A 15,880-nucleotide genomic window follows, 5' to 3' on the forward strand; every position below is an offset into this window, starting at 1 on the left:
CCCTTCAGGTATCTTTTGCTATGAGGGAACCGGTCGCTGAAACCCCGTGCAGGAACGATCCGGGAGGATGTTTCGTGTTCTGCAGACAGACGGTGTTTTCATCGCTCCGGTTTCGGGCTCTGAACAAGACGACCAAATTCAGAGCAAGAAAAGAGAAACCGGAGAGGGTTCATGAACATTACAAAGATCCTGGTCTCGACAGCGCTCGTCACCGGCTTTGCGGCCAGTGCCCTTGCGCACCCGCTGGACGGGCTGACGGCCGAGGAATACCAGAAGATCAACCAGATCATGAAAGACAGCGGTACGGCCACGGACGAAACGCTGTTTCCGCTGATCGAGTTGAAGGAGCCGGCCAAGGCCGACGTACTGTCCTGGAAAGAAGGCGATGCGCTCGACCGGAAAGCCATGGTTCAATTCACGACCGGCGATGGTTTCAGCGAAGCGATCGTGAACATCACCCAGGGGACTGTGGAGAGCAATGATCCGATTGAAGGGTCCGGTCAGCCGATGGTGCTCTTTGCCGAATTCATGGGGGCCCTGGAAGGCGCCCTTGGGCATCCCGACATGGCGGCAGGTCTCGATGCGCGTGGCCTGACGCCCGCCGACGTGTTTTGTCTTCCGCTCACCGCCGGCAATTTCTTCACGCCGGAGTTCGAGACTTCGCGTTTGATGAAGGTGCCCTGCTATCAAAACCCGACCGGGTCCAATTTCTACGCCAAGCCGATCGAAGGCCTTTTTGCCCTTTATGACATCGGCAAGCAGGAAGTCGTGGAGGTGGTCGATACGGGCGTTGTGCCGCTGCCGCAGGACGCATGGGGCTACACGGAAGAAGAAGTTGCCCAACGCTTGCCGCTGCGCCCGGAAACGAACAAGGTCCTGCTCAAGCAGGAAGGCGGCCCGAACTACAAGATCGACGGGAGCCACGTGGAATGGGACATCTGGCGCTTCAATTACCGTATTGACAAGCGGCCGGGCCTGGTGATCTCAAATCTCGATGCGAATGACCAGGGCACCTGGCGGTCGGTTATCTACCAGATGCACCTGTCGGAAGTGTTCGTGCCATACATGGACCCGACCGAGGGCTGGTACTGGCGCACATACATGGATAGCGGTGAATATGGTTTCGGCCTGTTCCTGACGCCCCTCACTGCCGGTGTCGACTGTCCGGACTACGCAACTTTCCTGCCGGCGGTCATTGCTGACGATGAGGGGAACCCGCTCGAGATCCCCGATGCGATCTGCATCTTTGAACGTAACATCGGTGATCCTGCCTGGCGGCATTTCGAGATTTTCGCGCAAACGCCGGACCAGTTCGTTCCGGCGGAAGGTCGGCCTGAAACCGAGCTGGTTATCAGGACTGCGTCGGAAGTCGGAAACTACGACTATCTGATCGACTATCGCCTGAAACAGGACGGACAGATCTTCATCAAGATCGGGGCGACCGGCCTTGATGCGGTCAAGGGTGTTGCTTCCACGTCCATGAACGATGCGACGGCTGCGGAAGACACAAGGTATGGCACCCTGATCGCTCCGAACCTGGTGGCTGCCAATCACGATCACTATTTCAACTTCAGGATCGATTTCGACATTGATCAGCCGGTGAACCACATGGGGACGATGGAGATTGTGCCTGCCGACGTCGATCCGGATCATCCGCGCAAGTCGATGTGGACCTGGAGGCACGTCATGCCCGACAGCGAGCTGGATGCGCGTTACCGTTTCAGCGCGACGAAGCCGAAACATGTGCACATTTCCAACCCGGCGCGGGAAGGGTACCTCGGGCAGACGCCGGGATGGATGATCCATCACGGGTCGATTGCCTATGGTCCGTTCGATTTCGAAAACGATCCGCCGTTCAAGCGCAACGCCTATATTGAATACTCCTCCTGGACGACGGTCCATGATCCTGAGCAGCGCTACGCGGGCGGGAAATACGCCATGCAAAGCGACGGGTCCGACACGCTGGCGGAATGGGTCAAGGAAGACCGGCCGTTGATGGGGCAGGATGTCGTGTCCTGGTTTACCGCAGGCTTCCATCACATTCCGCGCATGGAAGACTGGCCGGTCATGTCAACGGAATGGAAGACCGTTCACATCATGCCGTTCAACTTCTTTGCCCATAATCCGGCAATGACACTTCGAAAGTGAATGCACGGCCGGGGCGGTTGCGCCCCGGTCCTTATCCCAGGATCCTTGCCCTAAAGTCCGGACCGTGTGCCTAAAGGCGCAAAAGCAACGTCGAAATGAAGACGTTTCTGGTGTCTTCCAGTTTTTGGGTTCCCCATATCGCTTCCAGCGTCGGTTCTGAGATCGTGAAATAGCTGACCGCGCCAATCAGTTGATAGGTTGCCGCGGTCTGTTCCGCCTCGGTGCGATAGCGCCATCTAGGAACCTCTGCCAGAAGACTGACACTCTTGTCGAGAAAGGTCTTCAGATACCACTTCCTGCTGCTTTCAACGCGATCCAGATTGTCGAGAAGCTCTCTGGCGATCAGACGTCCGTCATAAGGTGCGAGCCGCGCATGCTCAAACAGTCTTTCCAGAAAGACATGCAGCTTTTTCTCCCCTCTATGATCCTGCTGCAGGACCTCATCAATGATTGTGTCGAACCTTTGTGCGACGTCGGCGAGGACTGCGCCGTAGAGCGCTTCCTTGGTCTTGAAATGATAAAGGATCGACTGCTTCGTCAGTCCGAGTTCGGCGGCAACGTCTGCAAGCGAGGCGCCGTAAAACCCGCGATCGGAAAACAGCCGCAGCGCTGTGTCGATGAACTTCTGCTTCGGAGAATCGGTTTGCAAGGTCATGGCGACATTCTATCACCGGATTGACGACTTACCAGTTGTCAAGTATGACTTACCAAGTGGTAAGTTTAAAGCTGCGTCGATGGAGGTGATTGTGGACCGGGAACTGGAAATTGCACTTCTTGAAGAGCTTAAAGGATTGAAAGAAAACGGACATTTCTTTCTAGATGAGGCCGTTCAATCGTCACCGGTAAGTCGCTATTCGTCCAGCGGCCGCTTTGACGCGGAAATGAAGTCAGTCTTCCGTTCTGTCCCTGTCATCGCTGCGCATTCAAGCGAGTTGCCTGAAAAGGGGAGTTTTCTCACCAGGCGCATCAGCGGCCTACCAATGCTGCTCACCCGGGATAGAGAAGGGAAAGTCAATGCATTCTTGAACGTGTGCCGTCATCGGGGCGCACGTCTTGTCGATGAGACGGACGGCTGCAAACATGCTTTCAGCTGTCCCTATCATGCCTGGACCTGGAACAGCTCTGGTGAGCTACGCGGAGTTCCGCATGAGAAGCCGGGATTTCCCGGCCTTGACCGCGCCGCCCACGCGCTCAAACGCTTGCCGGCGACTGAACGGGTCGGCCTGGTTTGGCTCGTTGCAAACGTGGATGCGCGGCCGGATTTCGATGTCCATCTGGACCCGATCGCGAAAGATTTCGCCTGGCTGGAGATGGCGGACCTGGGCATTGCGGCAAGCGATACCATTGTCCACGCAGCGAACTGGAAGCTGCTGGTCGAAGGCGGCATAGAGGCCTATCATTTCAAGGTCGCACACAAGGAAACGATCGGTCCGCACTTCCTGGACAATCTGTCGAGTTACGAGATGCTCGGACCCCACATGCGCTCCATCCTGCCGCGCATATCGGTCACGGAGCTGGAAACCGGATCAGATAGCGGCTGGTCCATTCGGGATCATGCGAATGTGCTTTATACCGTCTTTCCAACCAACCAGTTCTTGCTGATGCAGGATCACGTTGCATGGATCCAGTTGCACCCGTTGGCCGCCGGGGAAACGGAGATCCGGATGACGACGCTTGCACCCAGGTCGCAAATCACGGACGACATGGCTGATCACTGGCGCCGGAACCACAAAATAACCTCAGTCACGTTGGCTGAGGATTTTGCCATCAATGAAGCGGTGCAGGCCGGGTTGGAAAGCGGTGCCAATTCGGAACTGACATTCGGACGCTATGAAGGTGCGTTGCACCGGTTCAATGAAATCGTCGAAGCACAGCTGCGCTAGCCACCTGAATCTGACTTTCAGGTTTGGGCTTCTGGCTCGGAACATTCACTTAATTCTTCGTCGGCGGCTGCGCTTGCCCGGGCCGTGTACTCATTAACGCCTGGCCATAGTCGGATGGCAGCGAGCATTACGAAAGCAAGGAGGCTGGATGCGTATTTCGCATATCGCGTAGCGATGCGTCGACCGATCGTTTAGAGCTCGAAGCAGACACTAGTTTAGGTGAATACCGCCGTCGATCACGACAGTCTGTCCAGTGATTGTAGGGCTCTTACAAAACAGCAGCACCTGCTGTGCAACGTCGTCAATTGAGGTTGTTGTTCCCAAAAGCGATCGATCCCGCCACTTAGCAACATACTCATCAGGAGCCCCGCCAGACATTTGCGTCCCCTCCATCAAACCAGGAGATACGCAATTGACCGTGATTTCGGGAGCCAAGGCTGCAGACAGAAACCTAGTGAGAGGTACGACAGCAGCCTTGCTTGGTGCGTAGGCAGCAGCTGCACCCCAATCCCCATGCCCAATTGTAGATGAGAGATTTACCACTCTGCCCCAATTTGACGCTCGCAGATGAGGAGCGGCCGCTCTGGTTAGATAATATGGACCACTTAAGTTCACCTTCAGCATTTCTGTCCAAATCTCTGGGGTAAATGCGTCCAGATCACCATTTGGTACGTTGTACCCGCCAGAGGCCATGCCGGCGTTGTTCACCAATATGTCCAGCCCACCAAACTCGCGAACTATTTTGTCAATGCAGGTATGTACAGAAGAAGGATCAGTGAGATCGAAACGTTCTACGTATGCCTTGCCGCCTTGGCTTTTGATGCTTGCGCAGACTGCTTCCGCGCGGTCGGATCCATTGCGGTAACCGACAACCACTCTGCTTCCATTGCGGGCGAGAAGCCTACAGATCTCACTACCAAGTCCACCACTGCCTCCACTTACTAAGGCGACGCTTCCTGAAATTTCCAACTTTCGATCCTCCACCAGCAACTCTCACACCAAATGTCGGATTTTATTCGTCCTGATTAATTCGAATAGCACAAATGAGTTGGTCCAGCTCTGGATGAAGTATTGCTCTGTCCGCAGAGCTGGCATCCAAGGCGTCACAATCTCAAGCCCACAAATGCGCGTCGCCGCGAGTATCCGCTGTGAGCCACTTTCCTAAAGCCGCAAGCTTCACGAATGTCGGGTTCAAGAGGAGGGTATCGGGAATGTCGAAAACGCATCGTCCTCCGGCGTATACCCCAGAACTTTACAGGTTTCGGTCAGGTCAAGTCGCTTGAACCGGTTGTTGGAAATGCCGTGTGCAATAAAGTTCCCGTTGATCTCAGCCTGGATCGCTCGATCAATCAAGTGAGTTGCATCGCGATGGCTAAGCCATGCGCTGAGATCGCGCTTGGTTTCAAGCGGGGGGCCGTCAGCAGGCTCGAACGCCCCTATTCGCAGGGAAACACAGGACATGCCGTGCTGTGTTGCATAAAGCGAGCACAAGGCCTCCCCGTAACACTTTGAGACACCGTAAAGATTGGCCGGAGCAACGGCCATCCCCGGCACGATCTGTCGGTCTACAGGATATCCTTCGATCGTTTGCGCGCTGCTGGCATAGACGAAGCGACCGACCTTCGCGTTACGAGCGGCTTCAATCAAATACGTTGTCGCCAAGATGTTGGCTGGTAGCACTGCGGCAAACTCTGCGTCTGGATCGGGTATGCCAGCAAGATGCACAACGGCGTCCATGCCTTGGCACAATGCGTCTGCGGCTTTGGCATCAGAAAGATCGGATTGCACGAAGCGATGCGTGCCGGGAACCGGTTGCGCGGGTTTCTTCATGTCAGTCAGAAAAAACTCACAATGCTCCTGATATGCGGCAAAAAATGCCTGACCGATCCGACCGGATGAACCAGTTACCAAGACCTTCTTCATAGTTCTCTAATCCTACTGCTTCGGCACGGCTACCAGTCCTAGAGCGGTCAGGGGCCAATGGAAAGCTGACTTTCAGTTGAGCGAGCCTTTCGGCAAGTTTGTCCGCAATGCGGCTCTGCGCGGTTGATTTATCGTCTTCGGAGGTTCCGCCGAAAAGGGTCATCGACACTCGCTCATTTATGAGTACACGCCTTAGTCTTTGGGTAACAGCGCGGAGTGCGGCGACAAACAGCTATGCCGCGTCGGTATTTGTCAATTCTTGTGTCGGCATGCCAATTTTTCGAAGGAAAAATCAAACGTCATTGTTTCTGATTCGGACAAGATCATACCTAGACAGGTAGTTTGCGCAAACTGCATACGTATAAATATCGATTTATTGTGTATATCTATTGGTTGTATTTTTGTTGATGCATTCTTTTAGTTGATTTTGATGCAAAAAATATCGACATACGAAATCAGAACTTGGTTGGATCAATAAATTTTTTACTTAACGTTTGGTAATTTAGTCAAAGTTGAATATTCGGTCCCAATTGAGGGTGAGAGAATGACTGTTTTGTTCCGTAATCCCTGGAAAGCCATGGTCGAGGCGTTCAGCCGCTCGCAGGCCATGATCGAATTCACGCCCGACGGGCGCATCCTCGATGCAAATGCCAACTTCCTTGGCGCAATGGGCTATACGCTGGAAGAAATCAAGGGTCAGCACCACCGGCTTTTTGTCGATCCGGACTATGGCAACAGCCGCGAATACAGTGACTTCTGGAATGAGCTCGCAAGTGGCGAATTCAAGGCAGAGGAATTTCTGCGCTTTGACAAGCAGGGCAATGAGGTCTGGATCCAGGCGTCCTACAATCCGGTGGTGAACGCCGCCGGCAAAGTCGTGAAGGTCGTGAAAATTGCTTCCGACATCACCGAGCGCAAACGGCGCAGCGCCGATTTTGAAGGTCAGGTCGACGCGCTCAACCGGTCGCAGGCAGTCATTCATTTCGAGCTCGACGGAACGATCCTCGACGCCAACGAGAACTTCCTTGGTGCGGTCGGGTATTCGATCGACGAGATAAGAGGCCAGCACCACAGCATGTTCGTTGAAGCGGACTACCGGGAGAGCGACGAATACCGCCGCTTCTGGGAGGAGTTGGCACGGGGTGAGTTCAAGGCGGATGAGTTCAAGCGGGTCGCCAAGGGCGGGCGCGAAATCTGGATCCAGGCGACCTACAATCCGATCATGGATGCGGCAGGGCGCCCGTTCAAAGTGGTGAAGTTCGCGAGCGATATCACTGAGCAGGTTCTGGAGCGTCAGCGCCGCAGAAAGGTTCAATCGACGATCGATACCGATCTGTCGGAGATGGCACAATCCATCTCTGAAACAGCGCATCAGGCGAGCGAGTCGGCCTCGGCATCCGAGCAGACGTCTTCGAGCGTCCAGACCGTTGCCGCAGCCTCGGAGGAACTTGTTGCCTCAATCCAGGAAATCAGCCGTCAAGTTCAGGTGGCGCTCGAAGTCTCCAACAACGCGCAGGGCGAAGCGGAGCGGTCCAGCGAGATCATGTCCGGCCTTTCGGAAGACGCAAAGACCATCGGATCCGTTATCGAACTGATCGACGGCATCGCCGATCAGACCAACCTTCTGGCACTCAACGCAACGATCGAGGCAGCCCGTGCCGGCGAAGCCGGGAAGGGGTTTGCGGTCGTGGCCTCGGAGGTGAAGAGCCTTGCTTCGCAGACCAGCAAGGCAACGGAAGAAATCTCAACGCAGGTCAGTTCTGTTCAGGACACGACCGAACGGGCGGTCGAGGCGATCACTTCGATCATGGGCGTGATCAAGAACATTGCCGAGATTGCCACCAGCATCTCCACCGCCGTTGAAGAGCAGACCGCTGTGACAAACGACATCTCGCAGAACATGCAATCGGCTGCTCAGGGTGTGGAACTGGTCACGACCAATCTGCAGACGATTTCCGCGGCAGCGGCCCAGCTTGACGGAGCGACCAACAGTGTGAGGGAAGCATCGCAATCGCTGATGTAATCAACGAACTCTTCGGCAGGGTTATAAACTGAAGGGTTCGGGCATTTCCCGTCGCATTACGTCCGCGGCGCGGTCGACAAAGATGCGTACTTTCGGATCGATGAATTCCCGGTCTGCATAAACCAGGCTGACCGGGATTTCGGCCCCGACACTCCCGCTGAGAACGGGCACCAGCAAACCGGCTTCAAGTTCTCTTGCTGCGACAGCCGTCGGCAGCAGGGCTATTCCGTGACCTTCAAGTGCCGAGGCTTTCACAAGATCAAGCTCGTTGGCGGCAAGTCGTCCGGAGACGGGGACAGTGCCGCCATCCAGAAGCGGCCACGTTTTGCTTGGCGACCAGTCGCCGGCAAAGCCGACAATGCAGTTGTGATCAACAAGTTGGTCCGGTGTTTCCGGTCGACCCCGCCAGTCCAGATATGCAGGCGTCGCGACAGCCAGCAGGCGGTCAGAACGAATGCGCTTTGTGATCAGGTCCTGATCCCGGATCGGACCTATGCGCATGGCAACGTCAACACCTTCCGCGATCAGGTCGACATGGCGTGTCGTCGACAGAACTTCCAGCCTTACTTCGGGAAAGTCGCACAGGAAGTCGATAAAGAGCTGCTTGAAAAAAGCTCCGGTAAGCGAAACCCTTAAAAGACCGCGAGGGGTGTCGTCCAGGCGCTGGACCGCCGACCAGGCCGCCTCGGCATCGGCCACGATCTTGCCCGCTCTTAGCCTGAGTTCCTCACCGGCTTCGGTCAGCGTCAGTTTTGTTGTCCGCCGGTGAAGCAGACGGACACCCAGATCAGCTTCCAGTCCTGACAGCCGTCTGCTGAGCGTTGCTCTCGGCAGGGCGAGAGAGCGGGCGGCAGCAGAAATGCTACCGCTGCTGACCACAGCCAGAAATTCCTTCATGCGATCGATACTTGGCATGTGTCGATAATGAGCAGGTTATGTGATTTTTTCAATACTAGTGTTCTCAGTGGATGGGCCTCATCTTTTCCATCGAAAGGAAATGGTGACCCCCATGCTCGACATCAGCAACTTTGATCATATCGGCATTCGCGTCAGCGACCGGCAGAAATCCGTCGCTTTTTATGAGCTTCTCGGATTCAAACTGATCGCGGACGGTGGCTACGATGCCGGCCATCCGCTCGTGATGCTTCATCCGTCCGGCCTCAACATCAATCTACTCGGACCAGCGACAGCGAGAGCCGGTGAAAATGTGCTGATGGACGAGCCGGTGAAGTATCCCGGCATCACGCACCTGGCAGTCAAAGTCCGCGATGCCGAAGCAACTGAATCCTTTGTCACTGAAAACGGCATCGCCATCACGGGGCGCCGGGAGTTCCGCGGCACGAAGACGATCTTCGTTCGCGATCCTGACCGCAATGTTCTGGAGCTTGTCGGGCCGGGTCCTTCAGTTGCCGAACTGATTGCCGAACACGTTCACCAGTCTTCTGACTAAGAGAAAGGAAATCGAGATGAGAACAATCACACGACTTGCCTCTGCCCTTGCGCTGGGCGCCTGCCTTGGGACGCCGGGCTTTTCCGCTGAACGCTTGCCGGAAGAGCTCAGATCGCTGCGACTAGACAGATTTTCAACATACGAAGAGATCAAGACAGTCGACGGTGTCGGTCAGTATCCGCAAGGGTATCAAGGCACGCCCAGCCGGCCAGTCGGCGACGATCCGTTCCTGTCGCCGGAAAACAGCGCTCTCATTCTGATCGACTACCAGCCGCCGATTCTGCAGGGCGTCAACAACATCGACCACGACGATCTCATCAACAACACAAAGGGGCTGATCAAGACTGCAGTGATCTACGATGTGCCGATCATCTTCTCGCATGTTGCAGTAGGCCTCAGCGGCTACGACCCGATGATCGAGGAACTGCGGGCGCTTGCCCCTGATGCCGTGATTGTCGACCGCACGAATGTCAACGCATGGGAAGAGCCGGAATTTGTCGCGGCCATTGAAGCAACGGGGCGCAAGAACCTGATCATGGGCGGACTTTGGACAGATGTCTGCCTCGCTTATCCGGCAATCGAGGCCGAGCGTGAAGGCTACGAGGTCTTCGTGCCGGAAGACACGGTTGGCAGTTTTTCACAGATGAGCCACGCCAACGGCATGCGCCGGATGATTGAGGCCGGTGTGGAACCGATCACCTGGAACGTGGTTCCGGCGGAGTTCCAGCGCGATCACGCGCGCACGGCAAAACTGCCGGAGGTGATGCGCGTCTTCATGGAACACCTGTTCAAGGTCGATCCGAACGCAAGTTGGAACTGAACCGGAGCAGGTCAACCGGACATTTCTCGACAGCAGGGGCGCACATGAGCGTCCCTGCAGCCCGTTCAGCACAAAACGGCAAAGGCAGCTCTTGATGGCATCGGGTGTCTTTAGCCGGCTTCAGACCATGCCGCTTGTTTTTGAAAGGCAGGTTGCCGGAGAGGAGGTGCACCAATCAGTTTGGTGATCAGTCGCTCCGTTTGTGCACAGCATCGGTTGAGGTCGAACCGTGCCAGGATCGTTTTCCTGGCTTCGATGCGCATTTTTTCCAGATATGGCGGATCAGCAAGCAGCTCTTCGATGCCGTCCGCGATTTTCTCGGTATTCCAGAAGTCTGCGAGCCGACCATTGTAGCCGTGTTTGATTACCTCCCGGACAGGATCGGTATCGGACGCCAAGATCGGCGCGCCGCAAGACATGGCTTCCAGAAACGACCATGACAGCACGAACGGATAGGTCAGATAGACATGGGCTGCGGAAACCTGAAACAGGCGCACCAGATCCGCATGCGGGATCTGACCCAGAAAATGAATCCGCTCCGGTGGCAGGTCACTCTCGTCCTGAAGGTGCTTTCGCCAGCTCGTTCCGTCGCCCGGTCCGCTTCCGTAGCTGACACCGTCACCCCCGGCAACCACAAACCGGACGTCGGGATTGCGCTTGGCAACCAGGGCCGCGGCGCGCATGAATTGAGGAAATCCGCGATAGGGCTCCAGATCACGGGCGGCAAATGTCACGACGGGGTCGCCGGCTGTCAAAAGGGAACCGTCGGGTAAGCGGAATGTTGCGAGGGGATCGGGGCGGGCTCTGCTGGTGTCGATGCCCTCGTGCTGTGCGATGATCTTCGGTTGGTAGGCTGAAGGGTACCGGCTCTTCTGCCATTGTGTCGGGCTGATGCCGAAATCCATCTGGTCAAGCGTTGAAAGCTGTACGGCGTTGCGCAGGCGCAGTGTTTGGCGCTGCTCCAGCGTGCGTTTTTCAGAAGGGGCGAAGCCGATGTCACCGCCTTCGGGCTGGAAGTAATATTCGCAAAAGCCGATCATCGGCGTATCCGGCAGGGCATCTTTCACGAACATCATGCCACCCCAGGCGGTGTGGCCCATGACGAGGCTGGGAGCTCTCCCGCTCCGCCCCAACCGGTCCAGAATGTCCGCAACGCGACGGCCGGCTTCCAGATAGGGAACCGAACCGTCGTTCTGACCGTTGCGCCCGCCTGCTGCCGTGCCATCTGCATATCTGAGCACTCTTAGACCGGGGACGGGTCTATCGAGGGTCTCGCAGATCAGTGTGACGGTCCAGCCGTCCTGAATGAGGCGCCGGGCAATATGGACAAATTGCCCCGGCCCACGCCGGTGCACGAAAACAATATGCATGGGCAGCCTCCGGTCAGAAGCCGTTGCCGTCCAACGGACCGTTGCGTTGCTGCATGTCGGTCGCCCAGATGACTTCCAGTTTCCGGAGCAGCGCGAAGGTTTCCTCCAGCGCCATCCGGTCGCGCTCGCTGCGGACGATCTGTGCCTGGTTGACTTCGTCGGCAGCCTTGATGGCCTTGCACAGCATCCTGCCCTTGTCGGTCAGTCTGATGCGGGCTGAGCGCCGATCCCGGGCCGATGCGGTCCGGTCCACATATCCCGACTGAACGAGTTGCTTCAGGCTGTAGGAGGCGTTGGAGCCGAGATAGTGGCCGCGATCCATCAGATCGCGCACGGACAAATCGTCATCCCCGATTGTAAAGAGCAACATGGCGTGGGACGGCGATATGTCGTCCGCACCGATCCTGATCAGGTCCACGCGCAATCGGTCAAGATAGCGGCGGTACATGCGTTCAATGACACGAACGAGTTCGAAATGGTTCGCGTGGGCGTAGGGGTTGATTTCCGTTTTCCTGTCCGGCTCCATTGCTACATCATACGTATTGACTTCAACTTCTGGTTTTGGGGTGTCAATTCGTCCGTTTATTTGCTGCGGTGCATCAGTGAAGATTTTGTGCATTTGCCCCTTACTCCCACCAAGTTTCGAACTAAATTCGAAACAATTTTAGCGTATTGTTGCTCCTTGTCTTTGCTCTTTTTTGTTCGTTCTTTTATTCTTTTAACTTTTTTCATGGAGTCAATTGCTTGCCACAATTAAATCCAAAACTTCATCCAATTTAGTCTATAGTCATTGGGCATTCATAGGGAAAACATGTGTCGTTTTCTGGGCAAATACTCATTTTTTTCGCACGTGCGAACACATCTTTCGGTTGAAGCATCAAAGGGCGACCTATGAAGGGGCGGGAAAAAGCGGCCGTAAATGACCCGTCTCGGCTGGTCAGGGACGCTCGAAAAACATTTGCAACTGGGCTCGCGGCTGCCGCCGCGCTCAGCGGGTTCATAACGCTTCTGCAGCTCACAGCGCCGCTGTTCATGCTTCAAGTGCATGACCGGGTGTTGAGCAGTCAAAGCCTCGACACGCTCAGCATGCTGGTCATCATCGCCGCCGGGGCTTTGACGCTCTATGGCATTCTGGAGTTCATACGCAGTCAGATTTTCCAGGTCATGGGCACGGAGCTCGTGCGTCGGCTTAATCTGACGGCGATTGAGGCCGGCGTTAAGTCCTCGCTGGAAAAGGGGGGCAGTCTCGCCTCCGAGGTTCTCAGGGATCTGAACGATCTGCGCACCTTCGTGACCAGCAACGCCATCAGTGCGCCATTGGAAGCCTTGTGGGTGCCTCTGTTTCTCGCGGTTCTGTTTCTGCTGCACCCGCTCTACGGGCTCCTTGCCGTCATCTCGGCATTTATCCTGATTGGTCTCAATCTGGTGTCCGACATGGCGACCCGATCGCTTCTGAAAGAAGCGAACACGGCCAATATCGAAAACGTGGCGGCGATGGCGACAACGCTCCATCATGCCGAAACGATTGAGGCAATGGGGCTGATGCCCGCATTGGCGCGGCGCTGGCGCAAGAAACAGATACACGCCAGCGAACTGATGGCGCATGGCAGTCGGCGCGGCAAGGCGATCCACGCCCTGACCCGCAGCCTCAGAATGGGTATGCAGATCGCCGTTCTTGCGGTCGGAGCTGACCTTGTCATACAGGGAGAGGCAACCGCCGGAACGATGATCGCGGCCAGCATTATCACCGGCCGGCTGCTGATGCCGTTCGACAACATGACGGAAAACTGGCGTCAATGGGTGTTCGCGTTCACGGCCTGGGGGCGGGTGCGGGACGTATTGGAAAAGCACTCGTCGACGCGGCAGACAATCCCGACACCGCCGAGCCAGGGCCCGCTGACGGTCGACAAGCTTGTCTTTGCGGCTCCGAACGCACCGGTGCCGATCATAAAGGGGATCTCCTTCACGCTCGAGCCGGGTGACGTCCTGGGCGTGGTCGGGCCGTCTGCCGCAGGCAAGTCGACCCTTGCGCGACTTCTTGTCGGCGTGCTGCAACCGACCACCGGCGGCGTCTTCCTGGACGGGCACAATGTTTATCTGTGGGAGCGCGCATCCTTCGGAGCCATGATCGGCTACTTGCCGCAATCGGTGTCGCTTCTGGACGGGACCGTGCGTGAAAATATCGCGCGCATGTATGAAGCAGAGCCGCAAATGGTCATCGATGCGGCCCGGGGTGCGGGCGTCCACGAGATGATCGGCCGGATGCCGCTCGGGTATGATACGCCGGTCGGCGACACCAAGTTTACCTTGTCCGGAGGTCAGAAACAGCGGGTCGCGCTGGCGCGTGCTCTGTTCGGCCGGCCCCGGTTGCTCGTGCTGGACGAACCCAATGCCAACCTCGACACGGAAGGCGAGGTTGCCTTGCTCAGGGCGATATCCAGCGCCAAGGAAGATGGTGCGATCGTGATCGTGATCGCCCACCGGCCTGCGATCATGGAAGCCGCCGACAAGATCCTGGTACTCGAAGACGGACGGATCAGCCAGTTCGGCGAGCGGACCGAAGTCGTCAGCAACATTTCGAGGCGTTTGCCTGCACCTGCCGCAAATCGCGCGATACCGTCGAACGGAGAGGTCGCATGACAAGGCTCCCGGACAACGAGACACCGGTGCAGCGGCCGGCGAAGGATCTGGCGCAAAAGCCGTTCTGGCAGCATCATGAGCATGCGGCAAGCGAACGCGAGCCGAGCTTGCGGACGCCGCTGCTCGCCGCGGTCGTCGCGGTCGTGTTCGGTATGGGCGGTTTCCTGTTGTGGGGGTTTACGGCCGATCTTGACAGCGCTGCTGTCGCCACCGGAAAGGTCGTTGTCGATAGCAAGCGCAAGACAATCAGCCATCTTGAAGGGGGTATTCTCAGGCGGCTGTTGGTTCAGGAAGGCGATCTTGTCGAAACCGGTCAGCCTCTTGTGGAACTTGACGATACGCGCGCGCGGGCGGAACTGGCTCAGCTTCGAGGCAAGCGGATCAGCCTGCTCGCAAGGCTGGCCCGCTTGCGTGCCGAGCGGGATCTTGCGGACACGATTGATATGCCGGCAGAACTGCGCGCCAGTGATGCGCAGACAGTTGCCGATGTTATGGCCGCAGAGAAGCGCTTTTTCGAAAAGAGACGCAAGGTCTACGAGGGGCAGGTCGCCTTCCAGCAGAAGGAGATTGAGCAGTTTACCGCGCAGATTGAAGCAGCCGATGCCCAGATAAAGGCCAACAAACATCGCCAGACCCTTCTGGACGAAAGAGTTGAGGCGTTGAGCGGACTGGAGAAAAAGGGGTTCACCTCAAAGGCAATCCTGAGCGACGTTCAGCTCGAACTCAGCGAGCTGATTGGTGACGGCGGCGAACTGGTCGCGGAAAAGGCCCAGTACGAAAAAGCCAGGCAAGGGGCCGAAGTCGCCTTGCTTCAGACCGAACAGGAGCTGCAGAGCGAAATCGCCAGCATGATCCTTGAGGCCCAGCTTGAACTCACCATTACCAGCGAACAGATCATTTCCGCCAGAGACGTGCTCGACCGCCTCGTGGTCAACGCGCCCCAGGGCGGGATCGTCTACAACATTGAAATGCGCACGCCCGGCAGTGTTGTGGAGCCGAGCAAGCCAATCATGGATATTGTCCCGCAGGATGAAAAGCTGCTTGTGGAAGTCAATATGAACCTGCAGGACATTGATCATGTCCGGGTCGGTTCGGAGGCGAAGATAAGGCTGACGGCCTATGACAGGCGGAGTGTACATCCGCTCGATGGGCGGGTCACCTTTGTGGCCGCTGACCAGACCGTCGATCAGCAAACGCAGCTGGCCTATTATGTCGTGCGCGCAGAAGTCAGTCCCGAAGAGCTGGCGAGCAATCCGATTGTTGCGCTTTACCCGGGAATGCCGGCGGAAGTCCTGATCGTTCGACGGGCGCGAAAGGCGATTGAGTATCTGGTCGAGCCAATTACATCGAGCTTCGATCGTGCCTTCCGTGAAGACTGATGGCTGCTGAGATGTTGCGCGGAGTTACGGTCTCACTCAAGATCAGTGTCTTGTGTGCGGTGCAGCATCCCAAATCTTGTGCAGGTTGCTCATTGCTGCAGCATTTTTCGAAATTTACTAATCAAGGCGTGTAAGGCGGTTTAGTCGTTAGAAACCCTTCTCAGATACAAGCATATGAAAATTATAGTATTTTTCTGATTTACAACTTTTTGTATGCATATCGGTTTTAGGCAATTTATTTCGA

At 56.4% G+C, this 15,880-nt stretch carries 13 protein-coding genes; 7 read left to right on the plus strand and 6 right to left on the minus strand.

Features of this window, described 5'->3' with window-relative positions; translation table 11 throughout:
• The first annotated feature begins 171 nt into the window (after positions 1–171).
• Positions 172–2,148, plus strand: coding sequence for a tyramine oxidase (locus RBB47_RS26735; protein ID WP_305988976.1), 1,977 nt, complete (start codon positions 172–174; stop codon positions 2,146–2,148).
• Between the two features lie 70 nt (positions 2,149–2,218).
• On the opposite strand, the gene RBB47_RS26740 is transcribed toward RBB47_RS26735, so the two are convergent.
• Positions 2,219–2,803 carry a TetR/AcrR family transcriptional regulator gene (locus tag RBB47_RS26740; RefSeq protein WP_305988977.1) on the minus strand — a complete coding sequence of 195 codons (585 nt, stop codon included), beginning with the start codon at positions 2,801–2,803 and terminating at the stop codon, positions 2,219–2,221.
• Positions 2,804–2,894: 91 nt separating this feature from the next.
• On the opposite strand from RBB47_RS26740, the gene RBB47_RS26745 reads away from it, so the two are divergent.
• Complete coding sequence (locus RBB47_RS26745; RefSeq protein WP_305988978.1) at positions 2,895–4,031, plus strand: aromatic ring-hydroxylating dioxygenase subunit alpha; 1,137 nt, start codon at positions 2,895–2,897, stop codon at positions 4,029–4,031.
• 210 nt (positions 4,032–4,241) lie between these two features.
• Here the strand turns inward: RBB47_RS26745 and RBB47_RS26750 are convergent, their stop codons facing one another.
• Together RBB47_RS26750 and RBB47_RS26755 are read right to left on the minus strand one after the other, a co-directional pair.
• Positions 4,242–5,000, minus strand: coding sequence for an SDR family NAD(P)-dependent oxidoreductase (locus RBB47_RS26750; protein WP_305988979.1), 759 nt, complete (start codon positions 4,998–5,000; stop codon positions 4,242–4,244).
• A 222-nt stretch (positions 5,001–5,222) separates the two neighbouring features.
• A complete protein-coding gene (locus RBB47_RS26755; protein ID WP_305988980.1) occupies positions 5,223–5,954 on the minus strand; it encodes an NAD(P)-dependent oxidoreductase in 732 nt (243 codons plus the stop codon).
• Between the two features lie 544 nt (positions 5,955–6,498).
• On the opposite strand from RBB47_RS26755, the gene RBB47_RS26760 reads away from it, so the two are divergent.
• Positions 6,499–7,977, plus strand: coding sequence for a PAS domain-containing methyl-accepting chemotaxis protein (locus tag RBB47_RS26760; RefSeq protein WP_305988981.1), 1,479 nt, complete (start codon positions 6,499–6,501; stop codon positions 7,975–7,977).
• Positions 7,978–7,998: 21 nt separating this feature from the next.
• On the opposite strand, the gene RBB47_RS26765 is transcribed toward RBB47_RS26760, so the two are convergent.
• On the minus strand, positions 7,999–8,892 hold the full coding sequence (locus RBB47_RS26765) for a LysR family transcriptional regulator (RefSeq protein WP_305988982.1): 894 nt from the start codon (positions 8,890–8,892) through the stop codon (positions 7,999–8,001).
• 94 nt (positions 8,893–8,986) lie between these two features.
• Here RBB47_RS26765 and RBB47_RS26770 point away from each other — a divergent pair, with 94 nt between their 5' ends.
• Both RBB47_RS26770 and RBB47_RS26775 read left to right on the plus strand, forming a co-directional pair.
• Complete coding sequence (locus RBB47_RS26770; protein WP_305988983.1) at positions 8,987–9,427, plus strand: VOC family protein; 441 nt, start codon at positions 8,987–8,989, stop codon at positions 9,425–9,427.
• Positions 9,428–9,443: 16 nt separating this feature from the next.
• Entirely contained in the window at positions 9,444–10,247 is an 804-nt protein-coding gene (locus RBB47_RS26775) for a hydrolase (RefSeq protein ID WP_305988984.1), read from the plus strand.
• A gap of 110 nt (positions 10,248–10,357) precedes the next feature.
• Here the strand turns inward: RBB47_RS26775 and RBB47_RS26780 are convergent, their stop codons facing one another.
• Together RBB47_RS26780 and RBB47_RS26785 are read right to left on the minus strand one after the other, a co-directional pair.
• Positions 10,358–11,617, minus strand: a complete 1,260-nt coding sequence (locus tag RBB47_RS26780) for a glycosyltransferase (protein ID WP_305988985.1) — start codon at positions 11,615–11,617, stop codon at positions 10,358–10,360.
• Between the two features lie 13 nt (positions 11,618–11,630).
• Positions 11,631–12,143, minus strand: a complete 513-nt coding sequence (locus tag RBB47_RS26785) for a MarR family winged helix-turn-helix transcriptional regulator (RefSeq protein ID WP_305988986.1) — start codon at positions 12,141–12,143, stop codon at positions 11,631–11,633.
• 365 nt (positions 12,144–12,508) lie between these two features.
• Here RBB47_RS26785 and RBB47_RS26790 point away from each other — a divergent pair, with 365 nt between their 5' ends.
• A complete protein-coding gene (locus tag RBB47_RS26790; RefSeq protein ID WP_305988987.1) occupies positions 12,509–14,257 on the plus strand; it encodes a type I secretion system permease/ATPase in 1,749 nt (582 codons plus the stop codon).
• Positions 14,254–15,636 carry an HlyD family type I secretion periplasmic adaptor subunit gene (locus RBB47_RS26795; protein WP_305988988.1) on the plus strand — a complete coding sequence of 461 codons (1,383 nt, stop codon included), beginning with the start codon at positions 14,254–14,256 and terminating at the stop codon, positions 15,634–15,636. The genes RBB47_RS26790 and RBB47_RS26795 overlap by 4 nt, the downstream gene beginning before the upstream one ends.
• Positions 15,637–15,880: the final 244 nt, after the last annotated feature.

The sequence above is a fragment of the Roseibium sp. MMSF_3544 genome, from assembly GCF_030732845.1.
In the GTDB taxonomy this organism is placed as follows: Bacteria; Pseudomonadota; Alphaproteobacteria; order Rhizobiales; family Stappiaceae; genus Roseibium.